The 26,309-nt window shown below is 40.0% G+C and carries 23 protein-coding genes; 15 read left to right on the plus strand and 8 right to left on the minus strand.

Going from position 1 to position 26,309, the window contains the following annotated elements:
• Positions 1-63: 63 nt before the first annotated feature.
• Genes DCO56_RS10425 through DCO56_RS10435 form a run of 3 tightly spaced genes read left to right on the plus strand, consistent with a single transcriptional unit; the run spans position 64 to position 2,683 of the window.
• Positions 64-1,050, plus strand: a complete 987-nt coding sequence (locus tag DCO56_RS10425) for a glycosyltransferase family protein (RefSeq protein WP_108633663.1) — start codon at positions 64-66, stop codon at positions 1,048-1,050.
• A gap of 6 nt (positions 1,051-1,056) precedes the next feature.
• Positions 1,057-1,791, plus strand: a complete 735-nt coding sequence (gene bamJ, locus DCO56_RS10430) for a BamJ family beta-barrel-assembly machinery protein (protein ID WP_108633664.1) — start codon at positions 1,057-1,059, stop codon at positions 1,789-1,791.
• A complete protein-coding gene (locus DCO56_RS10435; protein WP_108633665.1) occupies positions 1,778-2,683 on the plus strand; it encodes an aldo/keto reductase in 906 nt (301 codons plus the stop codon). The genes bamJ and DCO56_RS10435 overlap by 14 nt, the downstream gene beginning before the upstream one ends.
• Before the next feature lie 7 nt (positions 2,684-2,690).
• Here DCO56_RS10435 and kdsB read toward each other — a convergent pair whose 3' ends face one another.
• From kdsB to mazG, 4 genes are all read right to left on the minus strand, one after another.
• On the minus strand, positions 2,691-3,434 hold the full coding sequence (kdsB, locus tag DCO56_RS10440) for a 3-deoxy-manno-octulosonate cytidylyltransferase (RefSeq protein ID WP_108633666.1): 744 nt from the start codon (positions 3,432-3,434) through the stop codon (positions 2,691-2,693).
• Between the two features lie 79 nt (positions 3,435-3,513).
• A complete protein-coding gene (locus DCO56_RS10445) occupies positions 3,514-4,131 on the minus strand; it encodes a deoxynucleoside kinase (protein ID WP_104381467.1) in 618 nt (205 codons plus the stop codon).
• Positions 4,132-4,146: 15 nt separating this feature from the next.
• Positions 4,147-5,145, minus strand: a complete 999-nt coding sequence (gene trpS / locus DCO56_RS10450) for a tryptophan--tRNA ligase (RefSeq protein ID WP_108633667.1) — start codon at positions 5,143-5,145, stop codon at positions 4,147-4,149.
• Positions 5,146-5,222: 77 nt separating this feature from the next.
• On the minus strand, positions 5,223-6,035 hold the full coding sequence (gene mazG, locus DCO56_RS10455) for a nucleoside triphosphate pyrophosphohydrolase (protein WP_108633668.1): 813 nt from the start codon (positions 6,033-6,035) through the stop codon (positions 5,223-5,225).
• Between the two features lie 137 nt (positions 6,036-6,172).
• Here mazG and DCO56_RS10460 point away from each other — a divergent pair, with 137 nt between their 5' ends.
• The 4 genes from DCO56_RS10460 to DCO56_RS10475 all read left to right on the plus strand — a co-directional run bounded on the left by DCO56_RS10460 (position 6,173) and on the right by DCO56_RS10475 (position 8,767).
• On the plus strand, positions 6,173-6,472 hold the full coding sequence (locus tag DCO56_RS10460) for a hypothetical protein (RefSeq protein ID WP_108633669.1): 300 nt from the start codon (positions 6,173-6,175) through the stop codon (positions 6,470-6,472).
• 39 nt (positions 6,473-6,511) lie between these two features.
• Complete coding sequence (locus DCO56_RS10465) at positions 6,512-7,036, plus strand: hypothetical protein (RefSeq protein ID WP_108633670.1); 525 nt, start codon at positions 6,512-6,514, stop codon at positions 7,034-7,036.
• Positions 7,037-7,216: 180 nt separating this feature from the next.
• Positions 7,217-7,837 (plus strand): hypothetical protein, encoded by a 621-nt coding sequence (locus tag DCO56_RS10470; protein WP_146191019.1) that lies wholly within the window; start codon positions 7,217-7,219, stop codon positions 7,835-7,837.
• 180 nt (positions 7,838-8,017) lie between these two features.
• Positions 8,018-8,767: an SDR family NAD(P)-dependent oxidoreductase gene (locus tag DCO56_RS10475; RefSeq protein ID WP_108633672.1), complete on the plus strand. Its 750-nt coding sequence runs from the start codon at positions 8,018-8,020 to the stop codon at positions 8,765-8,767.
• 66 nt (positions 8,768-8,833) lie between these two features.
• Here the strand turns inward: DCO56_RS10475 and DCO56_RS10480 are convergent, their stop codons facing one another.
• From DCO56_RS10480 to DCO56_RS10495, 4 genes are all read right to left on the minus strand, one after another.
• A complete protein-coding gene (locus tag DCO56_RS10480) occupies positions 8,834-10,393 on the minus strand; it encodes a sulfatase family protein (RefSeq protein ID WP_108633748.1) in 1,560 nt (519 codons plus the stop codon).
• Positions 10,394-10,624: 231 nt separating this feature from the next.
• Positions 10,625-11,206, minus strand: a complete 582-nt coding sequence (locus tag DCO56_RS10485) for a YdeI/OmpD-associated family protein (RefSeq protein WP_108633673.1) — start codon at positions 11,204-11,206, stop codon at positions 10,625-10,627.
• Positions 11,207-11,238: 32 nt separating this feature from the next.
• The gene (locus DCO56_RS10490) at positions 11,239-11,703 is read right to left on the minus strand and encodes an SRPBCC family protein (protein ID WP_108633674.1); all 465 of its coding nucleotides are present in this window, start codon (positions 11,701-11,703) and stop codon (positions 11,239-11,241) included.
• Position 11,704: 1 nt separating this feature from the next.
• Entirely contained in the window at positions 11,705-12,025 is a 321-nt protein-coding gene (locus DCO56_RS10495) for an ArsR/SmtB family transcription factor (protein ID WP_108633675.1), read from the minus strand.
• A gap of 424 nt (positions 12,026-12,449) precedes the next feature.
• Between DCO56_RS10495 and DCO56_RS10500 the strand changes: the two genes are divergently transcribed.
• From DCO56_RS10500 to DCO56_RS10535, 8 genes are all read left to right on the plus strand, one after another.
• Positions 12,450-15,599 (plus strand): SusC/RagA family TonB-linked outer membrane protein, encoded by a 3,150-nt coding sequence (locus DCO56_RS10500; protein WP_108633676.1) that lies wholly within the window; start codon positions 12,450-12,452, stop codon positions 15,597-15,599.
• A 2-nt stretch (positions 15,600-15,601) separates the two neighbouring features.
• Positions 15,602-17,521 (plus strand): RagB/SusD family nutrient uptake outer membrane protein, encoded by a 1,920-nt coding sequence (locus DCO56_RS10505; protein WP_108633677.1) that lies wholly within the window; start codon positions 15,602-15,604, stop codon positions 17,519-17,521.
• Positions 17,522-17,560: 39 nt separating this feature from the next.
• Positions 17,561-18,730 carry a DUF5000 domain-containing lipoprotein gene (locus DCO56_RS10510; protein WP_108633678.1) on the plus strand — a complete coding sequence of 390 codons (1,170 nt, stop codon included), beginning with the start codon at positions 17,561-17,563 and terminating at the stop codon, positions 18,728-18,730.
• A gap of 30 nt (positions 18,731-18,760) precedes the next feature.
• On the plus strand, positions 18,761-19,963 hold the full coding sequence (locus tag DCO56_RS10515; RefSeq protein WP_108633679.1) for a DUF4998 domain-containing protein: 1,203 nt from the start codon (positions 18,761-18,763) through the stop codon (positions 19,961-19,963).
• A gap of 28 nt (positions 19,964-19,991) precedes the next feature.
• The gene (locus DCO56_RS10520; protein WP_245935815.1) at positions 19,992-21,299 is read left to right on the plus strand and encodes a GH36-type glycosyl hydrolase domain-containing protein; all 1,308 of its coding nucleotides are present in this window, start codon (positions 19,992-19,994) and stop codon (positions 21,297-21,299) included.
• Between the two features lie 250 nt (positions 21,300-21,549).
• The gene (locus DCO56_RS10525) at positions 21,550-22,209 is read left to right on the plus strand and encodes a hypothetical protein (RefSeq protein WP_108633680.1); all 660 of its coding nucleotides are present in this window, start codon (positions 21,550-21,552) and stop codon (positions 22,207-22,209) included.
• A gap of 122 nt (positions 22,210-22,331) precedes the next feature.
• On the plus strand, positions 22,332-22,841 hold the full coding sequence (locus tag DCO56_RS10530; protein ID WP_108633681.1) for an STM3941 family protein: 510 nt from the start codon (positions 22,332-22,334) through the stop codon (positions 22,839-22,841).
• A gap of 59 nt (positions 22,842-22,900) precedes the next feature.
• Positions 22,901-24,409, plus strand: coding sequence for a hypothetical protein (locus tag DCO56_RS10535; RefSeq protein ID WP_108633682.1), 1,509 nt, complete (start codon positions 22,901-22,903; stop codon positions 24,407-24,409).
• Positions 24,410-26,309: the final 1,900 nt, after the last annotated feature.

Raw genomic sequence — 26,309 nt, forward strand, 5'->3', positions numbered from 1 at the left:
ACAATAAAATAATATTGAAATTCGTTAAAATTCATTAATTTGCCGACACAAAATACAGTCGTTATGAAGATATTGTATGCCGTACAAGGGACCGGTAACGGACATCTAAGCCGTGCTATGGATATTGTTCCCTGTTTGAAAGCCTTAGGAGAAGTGGATGTTTTGGTCAGTGGGATTCAGGCGGATCTTTCGTTGCCTTTCGAAGTCAAGTATCGTTTTCATGGTTTAAGTTTCATATTTGGAAAATCCGGGGGGGTGGATCTGTGGAAGACTTTTATGAGCTCAACCATACGTAAATTTACCAACGAGATCAAGACTTTGCCGATCGAAGATTATGATTTGGTTATTAATGATTTTGAGCCCATTTCGGCCTGGGCTTGTCATTCTAAAGATCTCCAATGTATTGGACTGAGCCATCAGATCGGTGCCTTGGACCCCGCAAGCCCTAAACCAGAAGAAAGTGACATGTTAGGGAAGTTTATTATGAAAAATTATGCTCCCGCAACGCATTCTTATGGCTTTCATTTTAAAAGATATGCCAAAAATATTTTTCCACCAGTTATCCGCAATGCTGTTCGCGATCTAAGTGTTACGGACGAGGGGCATTATACGGTTTATTTACCGGCCTACGATGATGCACACTTACTGAAGCATTTAATGAAATTTCCTGATGTGAAGTGGGATGTATTCAGTAAGCACAATTCAAGACCGTTTGAAATGAAGAATGTGACCATAAGACCCATCAATAACCAGGCTTTTATTGATAGTATGGCATCTTCTTCAGGAGTTTTATGCGGTGCGGGTTTTGAAACCCCCGCAGAAGCCTTATATTTGAAAAAGAAACTGTTGGTCGTCCCAATGAAAAATCAATATGAACAGCATCTGAATGCCGCATCATTGGAAGAAATGGGGGTACCGGTAATTTCGAGTTTAAAACAGAAAAATATGCTAGCCATAGAAGCTTGGCTAAACAGTAAATCAAGGGTTGAGGTTGATTACCCTAATATAACACAGGAAATTATTGAAGAAATTGTGCAAAAGCACCGTTAAGTAAACATGAAATACATCGCATTAGCCCTATTGTCTCTGACAACCGCGACTGGATTTGCCCAGCAGAAAAAAAAGACCAGTTCGGTCAGAAAAAAAACGACGGCAACAAAACCTGGTTCAACCAATGTGTTAACTAGCAAAGCTGACTCCGTATCGTATGCATTTGGTATGGATATCGGAAAATCGCTGAAATCTACTGAAGTAGACTATTTAAAAGCTGATCTTATCGCAAAAGCAATTACCGCTACTTTAAAAAACGAGAAAACTTTATTGGAAGATGGACAAACAAGAGAGGTTATCCAGAAAGCCATTATGGACATACGCGCTGAGAAAGAGGCCATAAGTCGCGCCCAAGAAGATAAGTTCTTTGCTGAAAATGCAAAAATAGCTGGGATGAAAACAACAGCCGAGGGAATTCAGTATCTTGTATTAAATCAGGCAGAAGGAGCGAAGCCTACTGTGAATGATGAAGTTACTGTGCATTATAAAGGGACCTTATTAAATGGTAAACAATTTGATAGTTCTTATGATCGCAATGAGCCATTAAAACTTTCGTTGGGACAAGTGATTAAAGGTTGGCAAATTGGCATTCCATTGATGTCAAAAGGGGCTAAATATAAATTTTTTATACCAAGCAGACTTGCCTATGGCGGGCAGGCGAAAGGCAATGAGATTCCAGCCAATAGTACCTTGGTGTTTGAGGTGGAATTGCTTGATTTCAACACAAATGAAACAACGTAAATTAGGTAACAGTGGCCTGATGGTTTCGGAAATTGGTTTGGGCTGTATGTCGTTAAAAAGCAATCAGCCCAAGCAATCCAAAGATATTATCCAAAAGGCATTCGATATAGGGATTACATTTTTTGATACAGCGGACCTTTATGACAAAGGTCAAAATGAGATGGCTGTCGGTGATAGTGTACAGGCTTTTCGCAAACAAATTGTATTAGCCAGTAAAGTAGGTAATCTCTGGCGGGCGGATGGCTCGGGCTGGGACTGGAAAGCATCAAAAGATTATATTGTCAAAGCTATTGAAGGGTCTCTTTCACGATTGAAAACAGATTACATCGATCTCTATCAGCTGCATGGCGGTACTATTGATGATCCGATAGATGAAATAATTGAAGCTTTTGAATTACTGAAGAAGCAAGGGAAGATCCGTGCCTACGGACTGTCGTCCATTCGTCCTAATGTCATTAAAGAATTTCTGTCAAAATCTGCAATTTCGTCGGTCATGATGCAATATAATCTCCTGGACAGAAGGCTCGAGGAGGAGATGGATACATTGTTGACCGCAAACGATGTGTCTATTCTGGCCCGGGGCACATTGGCAAAAGGACTTTTAGTAAATAAACCTGTGGAACCTTATCTTCAATATACGTCGGGGGAGGTGTCACATCTGCTCCGTAACCTGGACAAGATGGTGAAACAATCGGGAAAAGACAGAACGACTGAAGCCTTATCCTACGTACTTTCCAATGCTGCCGTAGCGACGGCGGTGGTAGGGGTGAGCACCAGACTACAACTCGATGAATTGACGGCGACAAAACAGCAGCTTGCCCAATTGAATGCGCAGGACAAAAAGAAATTATTGGACGGTGTCCGGTCTTTGCTGTATACCGAACACCGGTAGGTCGCAATTATTTGTTAAAAAATAACTTTAAAATCTTATCAAGATCTTCTTTCGTGTCCACAGCAACAGTTTCATGTGTGGTCACTGCGGTTTGTATTGCATACCCGTTTTCTATCCAGCGTAACTGTTCAAGTGCTTCAGCTTCCTCAAGACCCGAGACTGGTAGCTGGGTCAATGCCCTTAACGTATCCACTTGGTAGGCATAAATTCCAATATGTTTGTAGAATTTCTGCTTCTCAAGCCATTGCTCCTGATTAACTCCTCTTAAAAAGGGGATCGTTTGCCTGCTGAAATAGATGGCTTCACCGGAGACGTTTCGGACGACTTTTGGAATATTCAGATTGAACAATTCTTCCGATGTTTTGATCTCTTTTACTAAAGTCGCTATTTTGGTCTGTGGATTTTCAAAACAAGCTGCAAGTAAATCAATTTGTTCAGGGTTAATAAAAGGCTCGTCACCCTGAATGTTGATGACAACATCATACTCCTGATCATGGCTGATGACTTCGGCACAGCGGTCTGTACCCGATTGATGCGTTTCGGAGGTCATGACCACATTACCGCCAAAAGAGCGTACTTCGGATGCGATACGTTGATCGTCTGTGGCGACAATTACTTTGGTTATTTTTTTTGATTTTTTTACCTGCTCGTAGACCCGTTGGATCATGGTCTGACCTTCAATATCAACCAACGGTTTGCCGGGAAATCTACTGGAAGCAAATCGCGCTGGAATAATGCCTAAAAATTTCATGATACTTTGCGAATTTTTATGTATTAAAAAGCCTGTAAATGGATGATTTTACAGGCTTTTGTCTATTTGTTTTCTGCGATTATTCAAACAACCCGAATAATTCAGCTTCTATTTTTTGTATAATGCCACCCAGATCTTCGGGGTTAGAAGTAAAGTCAAGGTTATCCTTGTCGAGGATCATCACTTTTCCTTCTTTATAATTATTGATCCATTTGTCATATTTATCATTCAGTTTAGATAAATAATCCAATCGGATTGCTGATTCATAATCACGCCCTCTTTTTTGAATATTGTTTACCAAAGTAGGGACAGAGGCTTTCAGGTAGATCAGCAGATCTGGTGGTTTAATGTAATGAATTATACTTTGGAAGATGTTGCTATAGTTTTCAAAGTCACGTGCACTCATTAAGCCCATATCATACAAGTTTTCAGCGAAGATATAAGCATCTTCATAGATCGTGCGATCCTGAATCATATCTATGTTTGTTTCCTGAAGCTTTACGATGTGTCTAAAGCGACTATTTAAGAAGAAAATCTGAAGGTTGAAGGCCCAACGTTTCATGTCTGAATAAAAATCTTCCAGATAGGGATTATTGTCTACCGCCTCAAATTGAGGCTCAAATTTGAAATGACTCGCCAATAATTCCGTTAGCGTTGTTTTTCCAGCACCTATATTTCCTACGATAGCTATATGCATATTCTCTTTCCTTATTTAATAAAATCTTTTGATACCAATGATCTCACGCACTTCTTTCAGTGTTTTGCGAGCAGACTCTCCCGCCTTTTCAGCGCCTAATTTTGCAACTTTTGCGATATAGGCATCATCGTTTGATATATCCTCGATACGTAGGCGTACATCATTTGTTGCCAATACCATATCTTCTGCCAATTGCTTCTTGAAATCGCCATAACGAATCTCACATTTATTATAAAGCTCATCAAAGTGCTGTAATGTGTCAGGCGTAGAAACTACTTTCATTAAATCAAATAGATTTTGGATTGCTTCAGGTTTGGCCTGGTTCATTTCAGTCGGACCTGAATCAGAAACGGCACGCATTACCTTTTTGCGAATGGCATCGGCGCTATCTGAAAGGTAGATACAGTCGGCTTCACCATTGGATTTGCCCATTTTGCCCTGTCCGGCTAATCCCGGTATTTTAACCAATTTGTCTGAATAGGAAAAAGCAAAAGCTTCTTTAAAATAATCGACATTATATAAACGGTTAAAGCGATTACCAAATGTACGCGTCATTTCCAGATGTTGTTCCTGATCTTTGCCGACAGGAACTTTCGTTCCGTGGTGAATCAGGATATCGCAAGCCATCAATACTGGGTACGTGAGTAAGCCGGCATTGACATTATCCGGATTGCTGCGTACTTTGTCTTTAAACGCGGTAGCTCGTTCAAGCTCACCTAAATATGCATTCATATTCATGTAAAGGTAAAGCTCAGCAACTTCCGGAACATCAGACTGGACGTAGATGGTTGATTTTTCAGGGTCGATTCCAGCCGCCAAATATTCAACGATAACTTGACGTACAGTTCCCTGGAGACCATGTGGTGTAGGGTGTGTCGTCAACGAATGTAGATCCGCAATAAAAAAAAAGCAATTATATTCATTTTGCATTTTCACAAAATTGCTCAATGCGCCATAGTAATTTCCTAAATGTAATTTTCCGGTACTTCTGATACCACTAACAACTGTTTCCATATTCCTGCGAATTTACGGATAAATTTGACAAAGTAGAATTAAATTCCATGAGTCGCCCACCTTTTAATGGATAGTTGTTATTTTTTTAATTTTTTGGCCTCATTCCAATAAACGTCCATTTCTTCGAGACTCATATCCTGAAGTTTTTGATCGTTTTCGGCAGCCCTCTGCTCCAAGTAGGTAAACCTGTTGATGAATTTCTTATTGGTGCGTTCCAACGCATTTTCAGGGTTGATACCGATATGTCTGGCATAATTAATTAACGAGAATAAGAGATCTCCAAATTCGCCTTCAGCCTTTTCGCGGTCAATAGCCTCGGTTGTTTCGATATTGAATTCTGTTTTAAATTCAGCAAGTTCTTCTTCAACTTTTTCCCATACTTGTCTTTTATCTTCCCAGTCAAAACCCACACCTCTTACTTTATCCTGAATGCGATAGGCTTTGACAAGGGCAGGTAGTCCTTTTGGTACACCTGCAAGAACAGATTTATTGCCCTCTTTCAGCTTGATCGCTTCCCAGTTGGATTTGACTTGATCTTCCGTATTTGCACTTGTGTCGGCATAGATATGAGGATGGCGCGTAATGAGTTTATCACAGATTGCATTCAGGACGTCAACGATATTAAATTGCCCTTCTTCTTCTGCTATGCGGGCATAAAATAGGAGGTGCATTAAGACATCGCCGAGTTCTTTTTTTATTTCGGGATAATCCTGTTCCAGGATGGCATCCGTCAACTCGTAGAGTTCTTCCATCGTTAGATGGCGTAGTGATTCCATCGTCTGTTTCTTATCCCAGGGACACTCGAGTCTTAAGGTGTACAGTACATCAAGTAAACGCTGGAAAGCAAGTTGGGGTGTATGTTGATAAGCCGGAGCTGCTAGATTTGCCATATCATATTTCGTTTTGGTTCCACAAAAATAGAAATATGATCTTGAATAAACTATTTGAAATTGAGGAAAACAAAAACGGTTAAATAATCGTTTTATAATAAAAATGGTGATAACGGTTAAACAAAGAAGATTCAGTTATGGAAAGAATGCATGGGTATTCCTCAGCTAGTGTAGCATTGGCAAAGTTAAGTGATATGGGCTATACAATAGATTACAACATCGAATTTGATGATCTATTGGCAGATGCAGACCAGTTTAAAATTGATTATTTGTTTCGTTATGAAGGGGCCTCAGATCCGGATGATGAATCTACCCTATATGGCATAAGTAGAAATTCTGGGGAAAAAGGCGTTTTTGTGGCCGGTAATTTATCTTTGATCGAGGGCAAAAAACGGGACATTCTGCTGCAGCTTGAACTTAAAGAAAGAGAGCATTAGCAATATGCAATAAAATGACGACTATTTAGCACATAAGCAATGGAAGGGAATAGTTTTACAGAATCAGAAAGGCTCAAAGAACTTAAAACCTGGGCCTTACGTCGCGATGGAAAACCCCTGGATGGCGGGTATTCCGATTTAAATGCTGATCGTCATCTGCAAGTGTACCGCAATGAAGCGCTCAACTTAATGAAGGCAGGAGCTTACAACAGGGGCACGGGGCTTTTTGAGTCTTATGTTGAACGTCATTATCCGCAAGAGCTGGAGAAACTCATTGGTAAATTGGAACGAAGTTACGATAGTCTTGAAAAGTTCAGTCCTGACTTGCTCGAAGAAGGGTTTTATAACCTCGTTTTGGGTGATCTTCCGCTCACGATGAAAGGAACAATAGTAGTGTTGTTACGTGTAAAGGAGTCGGAATTTCCTTCCATTTATAATAATGATCAAGATGCAGATATGCGTAGTTCACCAAATTGGTTATTGAAGCAGTCTTACGGCGATATCTGGGTAGATATGCATCAAACGGCATTAAATAATATTTATTATCCGGATCGGATACTCTGATTTGGCAAAATTTTTGTTGTGAAATATAACGGTAAGGGGATACTGAAAATCAATATCCTCTTTTTTGACGCTAAATTTATTTGTGAACTATTAACCAATTTCTAAATTATAAATCATATGATTTTATACATCGGTATTTTTGTAGTGATTGTGGCAGCCTGTGTTTTTATCTCTATCATTATGATGAAAAAACAAAAAGAGACCGCCCGAAAGTATGAAGGAGAGGCCGGGATTGCTTTGGCCTCTGGGGTTAAGGATGAGTTGTTGGGCCAGGAGTTTCAAGAACTAAGCAAGCAGATGAATGGGGCACCGATTGAGGCGTTTACACAGTGTGCCTACATTGCGACGGTCGGGGATAAAGTAGCTTCGGCTGCGAAAACAGCCGCTAAGACAGTGGCCTGGGCGGCTGTTGGGGTCAAAGCACGTTACCACGAGCGAGACAATGCATCTTATCTTGTCCTTAGCAATAATGAATTGCATTATGTCTTTTTTGATGACGGCGAAGCAAAGGACCATTTGGTGTTTGACCATGAAACGTTATTGAATGCCCGGCCTGCCCAGATCAGTAATTCGGAGAAAGTTACCCGGATGGGATCTATCATGGGATTGAAACCTAAAAAGATGCATCTTGACATTAATGGAAACGGGCTTGATATAATCTATTATGGTGCTGTTCAGCGAATGCCAGATGGCATGATATCTCCGGGCCCGGGTATGTTTGAAACGCAGTCAAAACTTCAGTTGATGGGTCGTTTTTTTCTTAACCGACTGTATCAAAAATATCCCCAGCTCCAAGATTAAAAACACTTAGCGCTAAGGTAGTATAGCTCCATTGTTCGTAGCAATGGAGCTATTTTTTTGCCTAGGTTGAATGCCGCGGGAATGTCATTTAAGTTTCTTTTTTTTGTTTTTTTGGGGCGCAGTTTGGACAGATTGCGTTAAAATTTTGGTAAATTGTATATGTCATAAAATTTATATACTATGGATATTTTAGCAGATAAAGTTGCTTTGGTGACAGGAGCTGGCTCCGGTATAGGGTTAGCAGTTGCTTTGGCATACGCAAAAGAAGGAGCGAAAGTAGTGGTATCGGATATTAATGAGCAGGCTGGCCTGGATGCGGTGCAACAGATTAAAGCATTAGGAGCTGAGGCCGCTTTTTATAAAGCAGATAGTTCATTGGCGGAAGATAATGAAGCCTTGGTGCGTTTTGTAGTAAACACCTATGGGAAATTGGACATTGCCTGTAATAATGCGGGTATCGGAGGTGAGGCAGCATTGACGGGAGACTATAGTTTGGACGGTTGGAAAAAGGTGATTGATATTAATTTCAATGGCGTATTCTATGGCTGCAAATACCAGCTTGAGGCCATGGAGGCAAATGGTGCTGGCGTTATTGTCAATATGGCTTCGATTCATGGCACAGTTGCTGCTCCTATGTCAAGCGCTTATACGGCGGCAAAACATGCTGTGGTAGGTCTGACTAAAAATATAGGAGCAGAATATGGTCAGAAAAATATTCGTTGCAACGCAGTAGGCCCCGGATATATCGATACGCCCCTGCTCAAAAATTTGGATGAGGAGCACGTTCATGCTTTGATTAGTAAACACCCTATTGGTCGTTTAGGGAAGGCCGAAGAGGTGGCGGAACTGGTGCTGTTTCTGAGCTCCGAAAAGTCATCTTTTATGACCGGTGGTTATTATTTGGTTGATGGCGGTTATACTGCAGTTTAATTACACGATAGATATGCAAGGAAGCGGAATTGTCCATGGAGACAGTTCCGCTTCTTTATAATGAACCTATTTTTCGATCAGATTTTCTTTGCGTAATTGTTGTTGAAATACCGGCCGATTTTCATCATCGTCACCCGCTTCGGTTTTCAGTTTAACGAGTTTCTTTTTTAAGCGACTAATTTCTTTTGCATATTGCTTGTCATGGATTGCATTATGTGTTTCCATTGGGTCTTTTTGCAGGTCGTAAAACTCCCAGGCGGCTGCTGTAGACTTTTTGTCGCTGCCGGTCATTTCCAGCGGCTGGCCATAAAAATAAATCAGTTTGTAACGTTCATCACGCACACCCAGGTGGGCGGGACGTATGGGGTCATGTTGCCAATAACGGTAATACATGGAAGAGCGCCAACTACTTGGCGTATTTCCTTTCAGATTTTTACGAAAGCTTTCTCCTTGTATGTAAGACGGCTTTTTTATGCCGGCATAATCCGCAAATAATGCAGCGAAGTCAATATTTAAAACCATATCATTCAGCTTACTGCCGGCCTTTATTTCTTTGGGATAACTGATGATGAAAGGCATGCGTAGCGACTCTTCGTACATGAGGCGTTTGTCCATAAAATTATGTTCGCCCAAAAAATACCCTTGGTCAGAGGAAAGGATGACAACCGTATTTTCGTCTAGTTTGGCCGCTTTAAGATAGCGCATGATTTTTCCGAGATTGTCATCTATGCCCGCCACACAACGTAGGTAATCCTTCATCAATTTTTGATAGATTTTTTTTCGTGCGTCGATCGCACTCATCCCCTTGGTAGAGAAGGGAAGATCAGGGTAGGAGGTCCAGAAAGGTCCTGTTGAGGCTAGCTCATAACGATGGCCAAGTTCTTCAAGTGGCTGGCCTTCAAAAGACCTCCCTGTGGTTGTTGCGCCAGAATCCAAAAATGTTGCTGGATAAGGAACTTCAATATCCTGGTATAAGTCCTTGAACCTGTCAGCAAAGTCAAAGGGCTCATGCGTTGCTTTGTAATGGCAAAGCAAAAAGAAAGGCTTTTCCGGATTGCGTTTGGATAACCAGTCAAGACTCAGGTCTGTCGTGATGTCATCGACATAGCCCTGATAGGGAGTGCCAGCCTCTTCATTGTCATTCCAGTTATCTTTGGATAGAAATGTAGGGTTGTGATAAACACCATGTCCCGGTAATACGTTGTACTCATCAAATCCCGACGGTCTGTTTTTGAGATGCCATTTTCCAAAAACAGCCGTTTGATAACCTGCATGTTGCAAGTCTTTGGCGATATTTTCTTTATTAGGGTCTAATGCATCATCAAGGGTATATACCTTGTTTTTGTTGCTGTACTGTCCGGTAAGAATAGCTGCCCGGCTCGGCGTGCAAATGGAGTTTGTACAGAAAGCATTATTCAATATCGCTCCCTGTCTGGCAAGGCTTTCGATATTTGGATTTTTTACAATATCTTTTAAAATTCCGCCATAAACACCCCATGCTTGCGCCGTGAAGTCGTCGGTCAGTATAAAGACAATATTTGGACGTGTTTTGCTATTGATTTGTTGCTGGGCCTGTGTCAGGAATGGCAGTAGGCCACAGATGAACAGGAAAATTTTTTTATTCATGTTACGCTCCTTGTGTAAAATTAAGTGTTTTAATGCAGTCGTACGGGATGTACCGATAGCACGCATAGTGGTTTAGACGCTGTTTCACAACGCAGATCAAAGTTATCAAATTTTGCTCATATTATATGCTACAATCACCATAAGTTCACTTCCCATGTTGAGCCTATCTTTCTGGACTGAACCTATGCAGTCAGCTGTAATATTACATTGCTTGCCCAGCGTATGGCATTTTTAATCGTCTATACCTTTTCCATCCAAAATGTGTTGATAGTACTTTTCGATTCTTGATTCACGTGTTTTTGCTTGTTTTGCCTGATTGAAATAAAATAAATATCCTTTCTGACGGCCCGGGGTTAAAGATGAAAAAGCAGCTTTAAGTTCTTTATCCTCATTTAAGGCTCTTGCGAATTCGTCCGGAATCGGATAATCTTCAGTCTTTCGCATAATGACTTTTGCTCCGGATTTTTCAACGGTTATGGCCTCTTGGATATAATCAGCTATTGTCTCGCTCAGGTTTATAATTTGTTCAATACTGGTAAATCTCAACTGTCTGCCGGACTGCACGTTTTCAGTTTGTTGAATTAATAGTTGTTTTGGATCTTTTAGCAGCACGCCTTTGTGAAATAATAAGGCGCAGTAATCTTTAAATCCATGGATCAGGACAACATTCTTTCCCTCAAAGGTATAGCAAGGGTGCATCCATTTGTAATCTTCCACGAGAGCCTTGTTTTCGGTGACAATTTTCCGTAATAAATTAAACTCTTCGTTCCATCTCGAGGCATTTTCGAAGAAATGTGCTGCTTTTAGGTTCATTTTGTTGCTTTGGTTTAGTGAAAATTTTAGGTTTATGCGAGTTTGGACACCATATCCTGAAGTCTGTTATGCGCCATATTGATACCCTGGGCGAAAGGCATCCGGAGAAGCTGGTCACGAAACTCAATGGACTGAAAGACAATATGCATGATCAGTTTGCTGCTCGTGTCGGTTATCTTTTCGAAGTTTAGGTATTCTAATTGGACAGGGAAGGGAGTACCTTCCATTTCAAAAGTTCTAGTGATTTTCTCGTTGGGTATAAATTCGTGTATCGTTCCGTTGGCTTTGAAGGCGACCATATTGTTGTGGAAGGTTTCAAAAGCAAAAGAGCCATGTCGTTTATTCTCCCATTTTGACACCTTGGTCCCCATCCATTGCTCGAAGATTTCAGCTTCTTCATAAGCTTTGAATAGCAAATGAAGGGGTAAGTCAAATTCTCTGGTAATCAAAATTTCCTGTTTACCATCTTCGGCATGGATTTTTGTTTTCTTTTCCATTTTATTTGTCTTTATAGTTTTTCATAATTTCTTCCAATTTATTAAAACGGTCATCCCACATGCTACGGAACGGCTCTATAAAATCTGCTATTTCTTTCATTTTAGGTGCGTTGAGCTGGTAGTAAATTTCACGGCCATTTTGTTCAGATTTAAGCAGTTCACATTCACTGAGTATCTGCAAGTGCTTGGACACGGTCGGTCTTGCGGTATCAAAGTTTGCGGCAATAGCCCCTGCCGTCATTGATTGCGAAGCCAAAAGAAGGAGTATTGCCCTTCTCGTTGGGTCCGCAATGGCTTGGAAAACATCTCGTCTTAAATTCATTATGAAGTTATTTAGCTACAAATATATGTGTCGCTATTTAACTACGCAAGTTTTTTTTATTTTTTTGCATGTGTGGAAGAAGTGGGGACGGAATATTTTGGGTAGTTATCTGTAATCAAATAAATGTGGAATTTTTATATATGTAGATAATTTATTTATATGTATGTACAATTGAAATTTTTACTATAGTTTCAGACATGTTGGTTATCACTTCTGCACGGCAATTTCATTTTTTCTAAGAAAGTCAAGATGGAGGAAAAACTTGTAATTGGGTTGAAATATTTAGTTAATACCGTGCAATCGCTTGCATAAAATTTTTTCTTAAAAAAGCAAGTAAAAATTTGAAATTAAAATTTTAATATGTAACTATGTATATACAAATTGAATTTAATTTCATACAAACCAAGTTAAACTAACCAAAATTATGAGCCAAAGTATCTTATTTTACTTTATGGTGCGACTTCTTCTCTGTCTATTCTTGATAGGAATTTATGCACAATTATGCAACGCTCAGTCCGGCAGTTTTACAATAAAAGGAAAAGTGACAGATCAAGCCGGGAAGGGCTTGCCTGGGGTGAGTGTATTATTGAAAAATAGCAAGACCGGAGCGACAACTGACTCCATTGGAAGTTACACGATCACAGTACCCGAAACGAAAGGTACTCTTATTTTTTCCTTTGTTGGGTTTGTGGGGGAGGAAGAGGAAATAAAAGAACGGAACCAGATTGATGTTGTCTTAAAAGACAATCAAAACGAATTGGGAGAAGTTGTGGTTGTGGCCTATGGACATCAGAAAAAAGAGAGTATGGTCAGTTCGATTACGACAATCAATCCAAAGGAGCTTAAGGGACCGACCAGCAATCTGACCACGATGCTGGCAGGTAGGCTATCTGGTGTCATTGCTTATCAGCGTAGCGGTGAACCTGGAGCGGACAATGCGCAGTTTTTTATTCGTGGCATCACTTCTTTTGGAAGTGGGAAGGTAGATCCACTGATTCTGATTGACGGTATGGAATCTACCCCGACGGCGTTAGCGAGGCTTCAACCTGATGATGTTGCTGGCTTCTCTGTTCTTAAAGATGCAGCTGCCTCTTCACTATATGGTGCACGAGGTGCAAATGGTGTCGTGCTGGTTACTACGAAGACAGGTTCGGATGGAAAGACCAAATTTAACTTTAGACTGGAAAATTCGATCTCCACCAATACACAAAACTTTAAACTTGCCGACAATATCACATATATGAGACTGGCGAACGAAGCGGTATTGACAAGAAATCCAATCGGGGTATTGCCTTATTCGCAAAATAAAATTGATCATACAATCGCCGGGGATAATCCATTATTATATCCTAACAATGATTGGGTCGGTTTGCTGATTAAAGATTATACGATGAATCAGCGCTTCAATTTCAATATGAATGGTGGTGGAAAAGCTGCTCAATACTATATCTCGGGAACAGTTAATCAGGACAATGGTGTCTTAAAGACGAATAAGCAAAATAACTTTAATAATAATATTAACCTTAAGAGTTATGAAATCCGTTCCAATGTCAACGTTAAGCTGACACCGACAACTGACGGGGCGGTTAAGACTTCAGGAAGCTTTGACGATTATAATGGTCCGATAGGGGGAGGTGGAGCTATTTTTAAGAGTGCCCTGACCTCCAATCCGGTCTTATTCCCTGCGATTTTTCCGGCGTCGGATATGCCACGTGTAAAACATCCGTTGTTTGGAAATGCAGTCCTTGCGGAAGATAGATTCTATAATAACCCTTATGCTTCTATGGTATCAGGTTTTCAGGAATACAATACATCTACCTTAAATGTACAGTTGGAAATAAAACAAGATTTCAATTTCTTGACAAAGGGCCTGACTGGTCGATTGATGGCTTACACACAACGTTATTCTTATTTTACGCTGAGCCGCCAATATAATCCATTTTTTTATCAGGCGACTCCAACAAATGCTAATAACAACGGTTATAATTTGTCTTTATTGAATGAGAAAACGGCAACTGAATACTTGAATTATAATGAGGGAGCAAAAATTGTAAACACAAATACTTACGGCGAGGCAGCTCTTAATTATAACCGGACATTTGGTGAAAAACATAATTTCGGAGGTATGTTGATTACAATTATACGCAACTATCTGAATGGAAACGCAGGAAACCTCCAGGCCTCGTTGCCGTTTAGGAATCAGGGACTTTCAGGAAGATTTACGTATGACTATGACAACCGTTATCTACTTGAAACCAATTTTGGTTATAACGGATCTGAACGTTTTGCCAAAAAGCAACGGTTTGGATTTTTTCCATCTATTGGAGTTGGGTGGAATATAGGCAACGAAGCTTTCTTTAAGCCAATTGCTCAGGTGATAACAAAACTGAAACTGAGGGCTACCTATGGGCTCGCGGGGAATGATCAGATAGGAAAACCCGAAGACCGGTTTTTCTATCTCTCTGACGTAAACCTAAATAATGCAGGCAGAGGTGCTTTCTTTGGTGAAGATTATGGGTACTCAAGGCCGGGTGTATCGGTATCAAGGTATGCTAATGACGAAATTACCTGGGAAAAGGGAAATACAACGAATATCGGCTTGGATCTAAGTATATTAAATTCATTAAATATTGTAGTGGAAGTATATAAACAACGCCGGAGCAATATTTTGATGGAAAGAGTTTATATCCCCACAACTGTGGGGTTGGAACCCAAAATAAGTGCGAACGTAGGAAAAGCCGAGGGTAAGGGCATCGATATATCGATGGATTATCATCGGAATTTTGGAAACGCCTGGTTACAGGCACGAGGAACATTCACCTATGCAACAAGCAAATTACTGGTCAACGAAGAGCCTGATTATCCGGATAATATGTACTATTTATCCCGTGTTGGACATTCATTGGCTCAGAATTATGGTTTTATCGCCGAACGGCTCTTTGTTGATGATGATGATGTTAAGAGCTCTCCTAGGCAGAATTTTGGTGAGGTGAGGGGAGGAGATATTAAGTATAGGGATTTGAACGGCGATGGCGAAATCACCAACTTAGACATGATTAATGGACTGGGGCATCCGGTTACCCCTGAAATTACGTATGGGGCCGGCTTTTCTCTAGGCTACAAAAATCTTGATATCAGTGCTTTTTTTCAGGGCTCCGGACGATCGTCTTTATTTATAGACCCCGCAGCGATTTCCCCATTTATACTAAAAGAAGGCATGCAGAATGGATTATTGGATGTGATTGCCAAAGATCACTGGTCTGAAGATAATAATAATCTTTACGCATTTTGGCCTCGGCTTAGTTCGACAGTAAATGAAAACAACAATAAACCTTCAAATTGGTGGATGCGAAACGGATCTTTTCTGCGGTTGAAAACAGTGGAGATCGGTTATAATTTTCAGGATACTATGCTAAAAAAAATGCGGATCTCAGGACTACGCTTTTATGCCAATGGAAGCAACCTGTTTTTACTGAGTGCTTTTAAAATGTGGGATCCGGAACAAGGCGGTAATGGCTTGGGCTATCCGCTTCAAAAAGTATTTAATATTGGAGTAAATGTTCAATTAAACTAATTATGAAACAATCGAATTTTCTATGCAGAAATATCGGCGGATACTGCGTCTTTGCCATTATTTTATTGGTTTCAAGTTGTAAAAAGAGCTTTCTGGATGTTGTGCCTGATAATGTAGCGACCATAGATCATGCCTTTGCAAATCGTGTTGAAGCAGAAAAATACCTATTCACCTGTTATTCTTATTTGCCTCGGGAGGGAAATCCCGATATGAATCCAGGTTTTAATGGTGGGGATGAAACTTGGACTTATTGGCCCATGACACTTGATTATTTTTCTTTGGATTCCTATGAAATTGCCCGTGGCCTACAGACCAAAGTAAACCCAAAAATGAATTATTGGGATGGGTATGATAGCCGCCCTCTTTGGACCGGCATACGAAATTGTAATATTTTCCTGGAAAATTTAGACAAAGTTGTTGATCTAGAGCCCTATGTAAAAGACCGGTGGGTAGCTGAAGTAAAATTTTTAAAAGCCTATTTTCATTGGTATTTATTCCGAATGTACGGGCCCATTCCGATTTTGGATAAGAATTTCTCCACAACGGCTACACCAGAGGAAGTAAAAGTTTATCGGCAGCCAGTGGATTCCGTGGTCAACTATATCGCTAATTTAATTGATGAAGCCTCATTTGGCAATGCCAACGTCGGGTTGCCAACTAAAATTAATAATCGGTTTACTGAACTCGGTCGTGTGACTAAGGTTGCGGCACTGTCAATCAAAGCAAGGTTGTTAGTTACCGCTGCGAGTCCATTGTTTAACGGGAATACCGATTATGTTAATTTAAAAAACAATGATGGAACGGTGCTTTTTAACCCTGTTTATGATGAAAAAAAATGGGTGAAAGCCACTGAGGCCTGTAAAAAAGCTATTGATATGGCATTAGCGTCAGATGTTGGGCTATACCGTTTTGTCCCAAAAGCCGGGACGGTAGATGAAGATACACAGATCGAAATGAACATCCGAAATGCTGTATGTGAAAAATGGAATAAAGAACTCATTTGGGGATCGACTTCAGATGGAACACCGACTTACTGGCTACAGCTTTTCGCATGCCCCCAATTAGACCCCAATGAAATTAGCAGGGAGCTCAAAGGTAAATATGCCCCTACACTGAAAATGGCTGAATTATTCTACTCCAAAAATGGTGTACCTATCGAAGAAGACAAAGATTGGGATTATGCAAACAGATATGAATTAAAAACGGTGACAGCGCAGGACAAGGCTATGCAAGAAGGTTATCAGACTGTAGCACTGCATTTTGGACGTGAACCGCGATTTTATGCAGATATTGCTTTCGATGGCTCTAAATGGCTGATGGCAAATAAAGAGTATCAGATCAAAAGCAAATCCGGTGAACATAGTGGCAAAAAACAGGCTCGAATGTATTCCGTTACAGGATATTATACAAAAAAGCTTGTGAATTGGAATTTGGTGGCAACCAAGACTTCAACTACGGTTGAATCGTATCCATGGCCGATCATGCGTCTGGCCGATCTTTATCTGCTTTATGCGGAAGCATTAAATGAAACCGGGAATTCAAAAGAGGCTTTGCCCTACCTCAATCAAATCCGGGAGAGAGCGGGACTTAAATCTATAGAAGAATCATGGGCTACGCATTCAAAACGGCCCGATAAATACATGACCGTTGTGGGATTGCGAGACATTATCCATCGTGAACGGGGCATAGAAATGGCTTTTGAAGCTAGCCGGTTCTGGGATCTACGGAGATGGAAAACTGCCGCGAGAGCACTTAATGAACCTGTTTATGGTTGGAATATTACACAGGAAACAGTCGAGGAGTACAATACGAGAGTGTTTTTATTTAACCAAGGATTTATCGCTCCACGTGATTATTTATGGCCTATCAATGATTATGCGCTGCAGATTAATCCCAAGCTTGTACAAAATATAGGTTGGTAAACAGTAAGTTGTTGAAATTCGACGTAAAATCTAATATTAATGAAACAGATAATATATAAGTATTTAGGAGTGTTGCTTTTGCTGTCTATGTATGCCTGCAAACAAGACGAAATGGGCCCTACCCAAAGCGACGGAATAGCACCTGATCCAGTCAGCAATGTGACTGTGAAAAATTTAAATGGTGCTGCTGAAATTACTTACGAGCTTCCCGAAGATCCGGATCTTCTTTATGTCAAAGCCGCATATACCGCAGCCAATGGTGAGGTTCGCGAGACAAAAGTGAGTAAACACAAGAATACAGTGCTCGTAGAGGGTTTTGGCGATACGCGAGCATATGTTGTCAGCTTATTCGCTGTCGATAAAGGAGAAAATGCGTCAGCGGTAGTCAATGTTACGGTCAACCCAAAGGAACCGCCGATGAAGCTGGTCAAGGAAACAATCACTGTCGTTCCCGATTTTGGAGGCGTGAATGTGAGCTATGAAAATGTTACCGCTGCAAACATGGCCATTGTTGTGTTAACCAATGATTCGTTGGGACAGTTTGTGCCGGTTAATACACACTATACCAATCTAAAGAAGAGCGTCTTTCCGACCAGAAACTTGAAGCCGGAAGAAGCTAAATTTGGATTTTTCGTACGCGACAGATGGGGTAATCTTTCAGATACATTGTATCTAAACTTGACACCGTATTTCGAGACAAGGCTGGACCGTACAAAGATGAGGGGGCTTATGTTGCCAACAGATGCAGGACTGGATTACGGTGGGACAATGGCAGGGCTATTTGACGGAAGCGTTGGGGACGGTACATTTTACCATTCCAATGATGTTGCTAAAATGCCACAATGGTTTACATTTGATATGGGAGTAACCGCGAAATTGAGCCGTCTGGTCTATTTTATGCGACAAGCATACTATTATGGCTTACACAATCCACGTGAAGTAGAAGTCTGGGGTTCCAATGCCCCTTCGGCAGATGGAAGTTTTGATAATTGGGTGCTACTGACAAAGCATATGCAGGTTAAACCATCGGGGCTGCCTGATGGACAGCTGTCACAGGCAGATCGGGAGGCGGCTGAGGCCGGTGAATCCATACCTATTCCCAGAGATGCCCCAAAAGTGCGCTATCTCAGGTTTAAGACATTGAGAAATTGGACAAATGGTACTTATGTCAATTTCAATGAACTGGAAGCCTGGGGAGATCCGAGATAACTAATAAATTATAACATAAAGCAGAACAAAATGAAACTTAAATATATTGTTGAATGCTTGGCTTTTCTCTTATGTCTGGCTGTTTTTTCATCCTGTAGAAAAGGAGACGAGTATAAGAAATTTTTTGGTGACGGGGAACTTATTTATGCCAGTAGGGTGAATAAGGTTATTGTACATCCAGGAAACAGAAGGATACTGCTTTCCGCCATACTTTCAAATGATCCATTAGTGGCAAAAATTAAGGTTTTGTGGAATCAAGGCAAAGACTCCCTGGTGCAAAAGATAGTACGCGCCCCAGAGAATGATACCTTGGACTTGATGATCGACAATTTAGAGGAAGGCGGATATAATTTTGTCTTTTATACTTATGACAAAGAAAATCACCCTTCTGTCGCATTGAATGTGTCGGGAGTTGTGTATGGCGAAAGTTACAGTAATTCACTGGTGAATAGAAGGGTAAAAGCTTTGAAATATGGTCCTAACGAAAATATTCTCCATTTCTCCTGGGCGAATCCCAACCTTGATGATGTTGGTGTCGAATTGCTGTACAAGCATAAAGACGGCAGTATACGGACAAAGATGTTTCTGCCGAATAGCACTGATACAACCCTGTATGACTTCGATGCAAACACAAACTTTAGGTACAGGACATTATTTAAGCCTGATTCAAATGCAGTGGATCTATTCACTGTCAATTATACCGAGATTATAGTCCCTGGATTCGAACGTGAGCTTGATAAATCCAAGTTTAATTTATATCTGCTTCCTACAGACGCTACAACTGCGCATGGGTGGGTAATGCCCAATATGTGGGATGAAAAGTATGATAATGGATTTGCTACGATTAATCAGATGCCTCAATGGTTTACTTTTGATATTGGGCTCTCTGCATCACCGAGTAAATTCAAGATTTGGCAGGCTGCCGACAGGATCTATGAAAAAGAAAATATGCGAAAATTTGAAATTTGGGGCAGTGGCAATCCCGCGGCGGATGGTAGCTGGGATAATTGGACAAAGTTGGCAAGCTGTGAATCGCGTAAACCATCAGGATTGCCCGGAATAGAAAAAAACGAGGTTGATATTGCCTTTGCAAAGGCTGGCGAGGACTTTGTTCTGCCAGCTGATTTGCCAAGGGTAAGATATATCCGTATCAAAGTGCTTGAAACATGGGGTAAGGCTGGCTTTGTCACAATAGGAGAGCTGAATGTATATACAAAAGACAAGAATAAATAAGAGAGTTTAAACCAATTAATATTATAAGATGCAAAAGAAAGTAAAAATGTTAATGCTAGCGGGGCTATGCACTTTTGTCACGGGGCATACCTTGTATGGTCAAGACATGAAAACTGCAAGGAAGTCGGAGATAATTGCTGAAATTAAGTCCAAAGCAGACGCTGTGAAAATGAAAGCGGAACAACTGGTCCGGAATGGGTTTACAGCTGGCGATGGTTATGGCGAAGTATGGATAAGAGATTTGAATACCTTCGTTACTGTGGCTAGCCGCGTAAACGATAAGGAATTGATCAAAAAACACCTGCTTACCTTCTTTCAATTCCAGCAACCAGATGGTGGTATCCTAGATGGCTACGTACCTGTAAAAAAAGGGGCGGTTCCTTATAATTATTACCATTCCGCACTGGCACCCGAATATGCAGGACATAAGAATACTGTAGAGACTGATCAGGAAACTTCTCTAATACAGGCTGTCGCGAAGTACATTAGAAGTACTGGCGATAAAAGCATTTTGAAAGAAATGGTCGGTGGCGTTTCTGTACAGAAGGGACTTGAACGAGCAATGGACTTTCTCCTGACCAAACGTTTTAATGAAAAATACGGTTTGTTATGGGGTGCGACGACAGTGGATTGGGGGGACGTTCAACCAGAGCACGATTGGGGGGTTGTTTTGGATGAAAATTCCCATCTTACACTGGATATCTACGACAACGCGATGTTTATTATCGCGATCGACGATTTTCTGGAAATTGCAGATCTGACTACTGTAGAGCAAAAACATTGGAAGGATATAAAAAGTAAGATCGCGAAGAATGTTCGTAAGCATCTCTGGGATAAAAAGAATGAAAAATTTTTACCGCATATTTATTTGAATGGTTCGCCGTTTCCGGACTCTTTTAATGAGTCTGAAATTTATTATCATGGTGGTACAGCCGTTGCTATAGAGGCGGGCTTATTGAGTAAGGCGGAAGTAAAGGTCGCTTATAAAAAAATGCAGGAGAATGTCAAAAAAGCCAATGCGGCTACTATTGGGCTTACGATTTACCCGGTATATCCGCAAGGTCTTTTTAAAAACGGTGGTATGGGGCCATATTCCTATCAAAACGGTGGCGACTGGACATGGTTCGGTGGGCGTATGATCTCACAATTGATCCGTTACGGTCTTATCGCTGAGGCTTGTGAAGCTCTCGAACCGATGTTGGATCGAGTAATTAAAAATAATGGTTTTTATGAATGGTATACACCGGATAACAAACCTCAGGGATCGGCCAGTTTTAGAGGGGAGGCCGGTGTTTTGTGGACAGCGATTACAGATCTCGAACGAAAAAAGAATTAATAGTCCTATTCAAATAGAAAGTCCTGACAGAAGTTGGGACTTTCTGTTTGAATAGGGATTACCGCATGCTTGGGGGGGACCGTTTAAAACAGTAAGTGTCGTTTGATAAAATTGCCTCAAAATTGAACGCCGAAATACGAATAGAAGTTAAACTTCAACGAATTTAAAATAGTCATGGGCGAATTGGAATTCAATAAGAGATTTGAAGAGATTAGTTTTAATTTAGAGCGATAAATTATACGATAATATTATGAATGCAAATTTATCTTATATTAAAAAGTTAACTGTTCTGGCAACAAAAACCTTATTTAAGTGCTATTTGTTAGCTATTCTGTCAACAGTATTGTACCTCATAGTCGGATACCTACTACTCAGAAGCAATGCAGATGGTGCCTTCTTTTCAATGAACGGCTCCGTACAGACCGTTGGAAAGTTCCTCTGGTTGACTGGATTGATCCTTTTACCGATACTTCTTTTCTTATTTAGCAATAAATATGTTTTCTCGACGGTGGCCGGTAAGGTAGTGGAGGAAAGACAGGATGATCTTATCATACCAGCATTGGACAAAGTACTATTGGTTTTTCAATCCAACCAGCCTGACCTCGTTCAAAATGCGGGTGATTATACTTTTGCGAAACTCAAGTTGATCAACGAAGTGAAAAACACAAAGATTGAAAATCCATGGATCAAGCGCATTGTGGTGTTTGGCTTGAACAAGATAAGCTTTGACAGCTTAGATCTCGACAATAATAATAACTTTTATGATATTGTGAAGTCCAAATTTATTGCTGTATTGGAAATGCTGACAGAGGCTGACAATAGACCTTTTTGGATCTGTATCGCTATTCAATGGCTGATTATTCTGTTTGTTTGGTTTGCTGGTTCGGATGCATCTTTGGTCAGCGGATAAATTGACTGTGAATGATATATAAAATGTTTTTAGCGAAAATAGGACATGGCAAAGTTGTTTGCCGAATCGGGCGGGAGTTCAATAAGAGGGAAGCGTTAAGTGTAAAAAAGTAAAATCGTATTATGAATGAGATTATTATTGAATTTGATAATAAAAAGCGGCTGAAATTAGTATGCTTAGGAGTGGTGTTCACCGTGGCGGCGTTGGCCTTTGCTTACTATATTTTCTTTGTTGCTGAGAAAATAAGAATTGCTCACGGTACAATGATGTTAATGTTGGGATGTTTGGGAATCTATTTTATAATTGTCGGTCTAAAAAGCTTATTTGACAAAGATCGGACTGGTCTTATTTTGAATTCGGATGGTATACATTTTAAGGGAACACCCTTGGGTAAAGCGATAGGCTTAATAAAATGGAATGCGGTGCAGTCTGTATCGGAGGGAATTGCCCATCGTTCTCCATTTGTCTCTTTGAAATTGCAGAATCCTGAAGATCATATTCAAAATCTTTCATCGCAATTGCAACAATTTGTTATCAGCAATGGAATAGCCGTGACGGCCGATCAATTGGCTGTTGATTTCAATGAACTTAAAAGTCTGATCGCAGATTACCACCAACGGTATCGCCAATAATGGATTGCTTGATTCGTCAATGCTGGGCAGTAATCTTGATAAAATAATAGCTTTAGAAAATGAAAAAGGTAATTGCAATCATGTTATTCTTGCTGTTCGTCCAGGCTGCGCTGCGGGCAAGCGAATGTTATCATTATCATACAAAGACAACTTATAAAATTGTTCATGTAAAAGGTAGTCCTTTTTTAGAGATTACTGTTATGGATCCTAATGGTATTAGCATGGAGCATCAACGATGTATATCCATGTTGCAGGTAGGTAACGATGTGAAAATGATAAATCGAAATGGAGATAACATGCTTCTGATGGATGATGATGCTTACTATTTACTTGCGTCCGAATTCTCTGATGTTAATCAAGTAACGCCTGTAAAAATTGCAGATAGAAAAGATGTGCAGGCTACATTTGATGCAGATCTACTTTATATGCATGGAAAATGGTTTTCTTTTTCATTTGATCCATACGCAAAAAAAATAACCAAGACAGCAACCAAGTTGTTTCCTGACAAACCTATTGTACTCGCCCAATTCCAAAACCGTAGATACCTGCTCAAGGACGATAAACATATCTATTGCTATGAGGGGACACAGCTAACCGCTGAAATAATAGAGGGGTTGAATCCTGCGACCATCCAATGCCTCAAACTAGAAAATAATGAGGATAAATATTTGCTTACGGATGGGAATACTGCCTACATTTATGATGTCAGTATTTTTGAACAAATGGATGTTACCGAATCGCTTCTGAGTCTTGATCTGAAACGGCCGTTTACAGTTAAAGAGGTAGCCCGAAACTGGCTGAATTCCTTTGTTGATTTTAATGATGGAAATATCTGGTGCTATATTTCGGCGGGACTGGATTTGCAGGACGGTACAACTGCTTACTTGTATCCAGTAAAAGCACGTTGGCTGAATGAGCAGCATGAATTTATCAATAAAGAAGGTAAGATATATTATAATGGCTGGGATTTAATCAATGATCAGCCGCCAATGAACCTGAAAGCTGTTGCCCAGCCAAGGTTATTGGAGATTACTGCCTCAGGATTCTATTTTGATGGCACAGCTTTTTATAAAGACCAAGATGGAGAGGGAACATTGGAGCCTGTTACCTGGCTCAATAAAGACAGCAAGTTTGTCAATGGAGTCTATTCCTACCAAAAAGGAATTCCCAATTTCTTTGATGATGGTAGGCAATTGGTATTTGATGATAATAATACCTTGGCGAAGAAAAGAACAATAGCACATCAGTCCGTTTTAAAAGATCTGAAACTTGCCTACGCTTATGACGACAAATTGCTGATAGAAAATAAAGAGATCCCCAATAGTGCAGATCGGGAGAGCATGGAATTGCTCGGTTCTACAGTGGATGTCATTGAAGGTTGTGATGGTGGCAGGGGACAGATACCCGTGGTGATTGAATACAACTATTTTTTTCGCGATAAAAATCATATCTATGGTTACCACTCCGGTGATCAGGCATTGACACTGATTAAGACTGTCGTGCCTCATACCATAGAAAAAGATAATTACGAGCAGTTGAGGGAATTAAAGAAAAAAATGCTGGATTGACGCATTGCCACTCTTATTCTTTATTTTGAAATGCCACCATTGCTAAATTGGTCTAGGATAGGTTGACTTCTTTAGGTTATCCAATTGTATTGACTTAAAAAAATTGGACGTTATTTATTCGAAGCCTATTTTAATTAAAAATTGCGAAATAAGAGCATTCATAATTTGAGTATAGGATATTCTAGAAGCTTTTTTACCCCGAGGATAAACGCGATAGCGTAGCAATGCAGTATTAGACAGTAACGGCAGGAAATTAAGGTAATAGAGGAAGTAGGACTTGGGTATGTCTGCTGTCAACCTTCGGGTAGTATATGGACTAGGTGGGGACCAAGTTAAGACCAAATTAACACCAAACTCGCCCTGTAGGCAGGTTCAGTGCACAGTGAGTCCACCTTGAGTCCACCTTTTAAGGTGCTTTCATGGTACGTGCACATTTTTTACAAGTCGGGAGCAGGGCGAGCATGGAGCGAACTTGCCCATAAGCTATTTACAACAAAGTCCCTTGAAAACTGCAATATTTATAATTGTCATTTTTACGCGAATTTGAAATTTATTAAAAATGAATAAAATGCTTGACATCAGGGTTTTGCCGTCGTATCTTTAGGTATGGGGATAAATGATAATGAATTTATCAGAGGCCAGCTTTGATTCTAGCTGCTTTTCGGCTATCCTAAGGATATGGTGAACAGTATCTATCTAATCTAGAAATATTTGTCTATGGATCTGATGATTGGGATTGTAGCTTTAGAGATTTCAAACTAAAAGATTTGAATTAATGTCGCGTAGAGAAGGGCTAATGCTCTTGTGATATTGGATAATGAAATTAATCAAGCTTGAATGTTGTGGAAAACCTTAATTATATATTTTAAAGTAACATGAATTATGATAAGATATTGGCTTACATTTAACTTGGAAAATTTTGCTGATCCTCCTTTTGGGATTAAATTAGGTTGTGAAGTTACCGCATTATCTAAATACGATGCGTTAAAATAGTGGAAGAAAAGATCTTTTTTAACACAGCTATACCTCCGATATCTTCAATTATTGGTGATATTGACGTATCTAGTCTCGATGAAAATCATATTATCCCAAATATGTCATCTCCTACTATGCGAGGAATTTGGTTCCCGTTAGGCTATCAATAGTTTGAAATTTTAACTTTTTTATGAGAAATAAAGATTTGTTTATTGAAGATTTTATGCAGTTGTTTCCTGATTTGAAGTATTGGACGTCATAATAAACCTGAACCTCAGAAAACACGAAAATCAAGAGATGGAAGAAATCTATAAAACACCTAATTAATAGGTGCTTATGACCTTAAAAACGTTGAGGAAGGCCAATATAAAGAACAAAAAGCTATAGACGAGCACGGTGGTGTCGATAAATTGGATAATAAGTGTAATGAGGTAATAAAGACAGAATGAAAGAACTGGAAGAAAAATTTAAAAAAAATGACAAATAGCACTAAAATCAAGGAGTTTTGGTCATGGTTTGAGGAGATATATAGTGAATTTGAAGAACAATTAGATAATTCATTTTTAATCAGTGATTTAGATAATAAGGTTTATTCATTAGGTGATTTCACTTAATAGAAGTGCGAAGCTCGGGGACTTCACATTTTTTGTGCACCTGCATGTGCGATAACTATAGTTGTAAACTTCGCGAACCAGCCATTCCAGTAGGCAGTGTTAACCGAAGATAGGGTGTAAGTGCTTCATAGTGAGGTGCAATTTGAAGCACTTTAATTACCACACTTAGCTATCTTCGGGTAACAATTTTACAGTTGTTATTTTTTGTACAACTGCTCATATAGGTCGATAACTTTTTTCTGAAGTTCGATAATTTCGTCGTCACGTTGTTGCAACTTTTGCTTAATTGCGTCTATCTCGTTGACATAGTC

Source organism: Sphingobacterium athyrii, from assembly GCF_003071065.1.
GTDB lineage: Bacteria > Bacteroidota > Bacteroidia > Sphingobacteriales > Sphingobacteriaceae > Sphingobacterium > Sphingobacterium athyrii.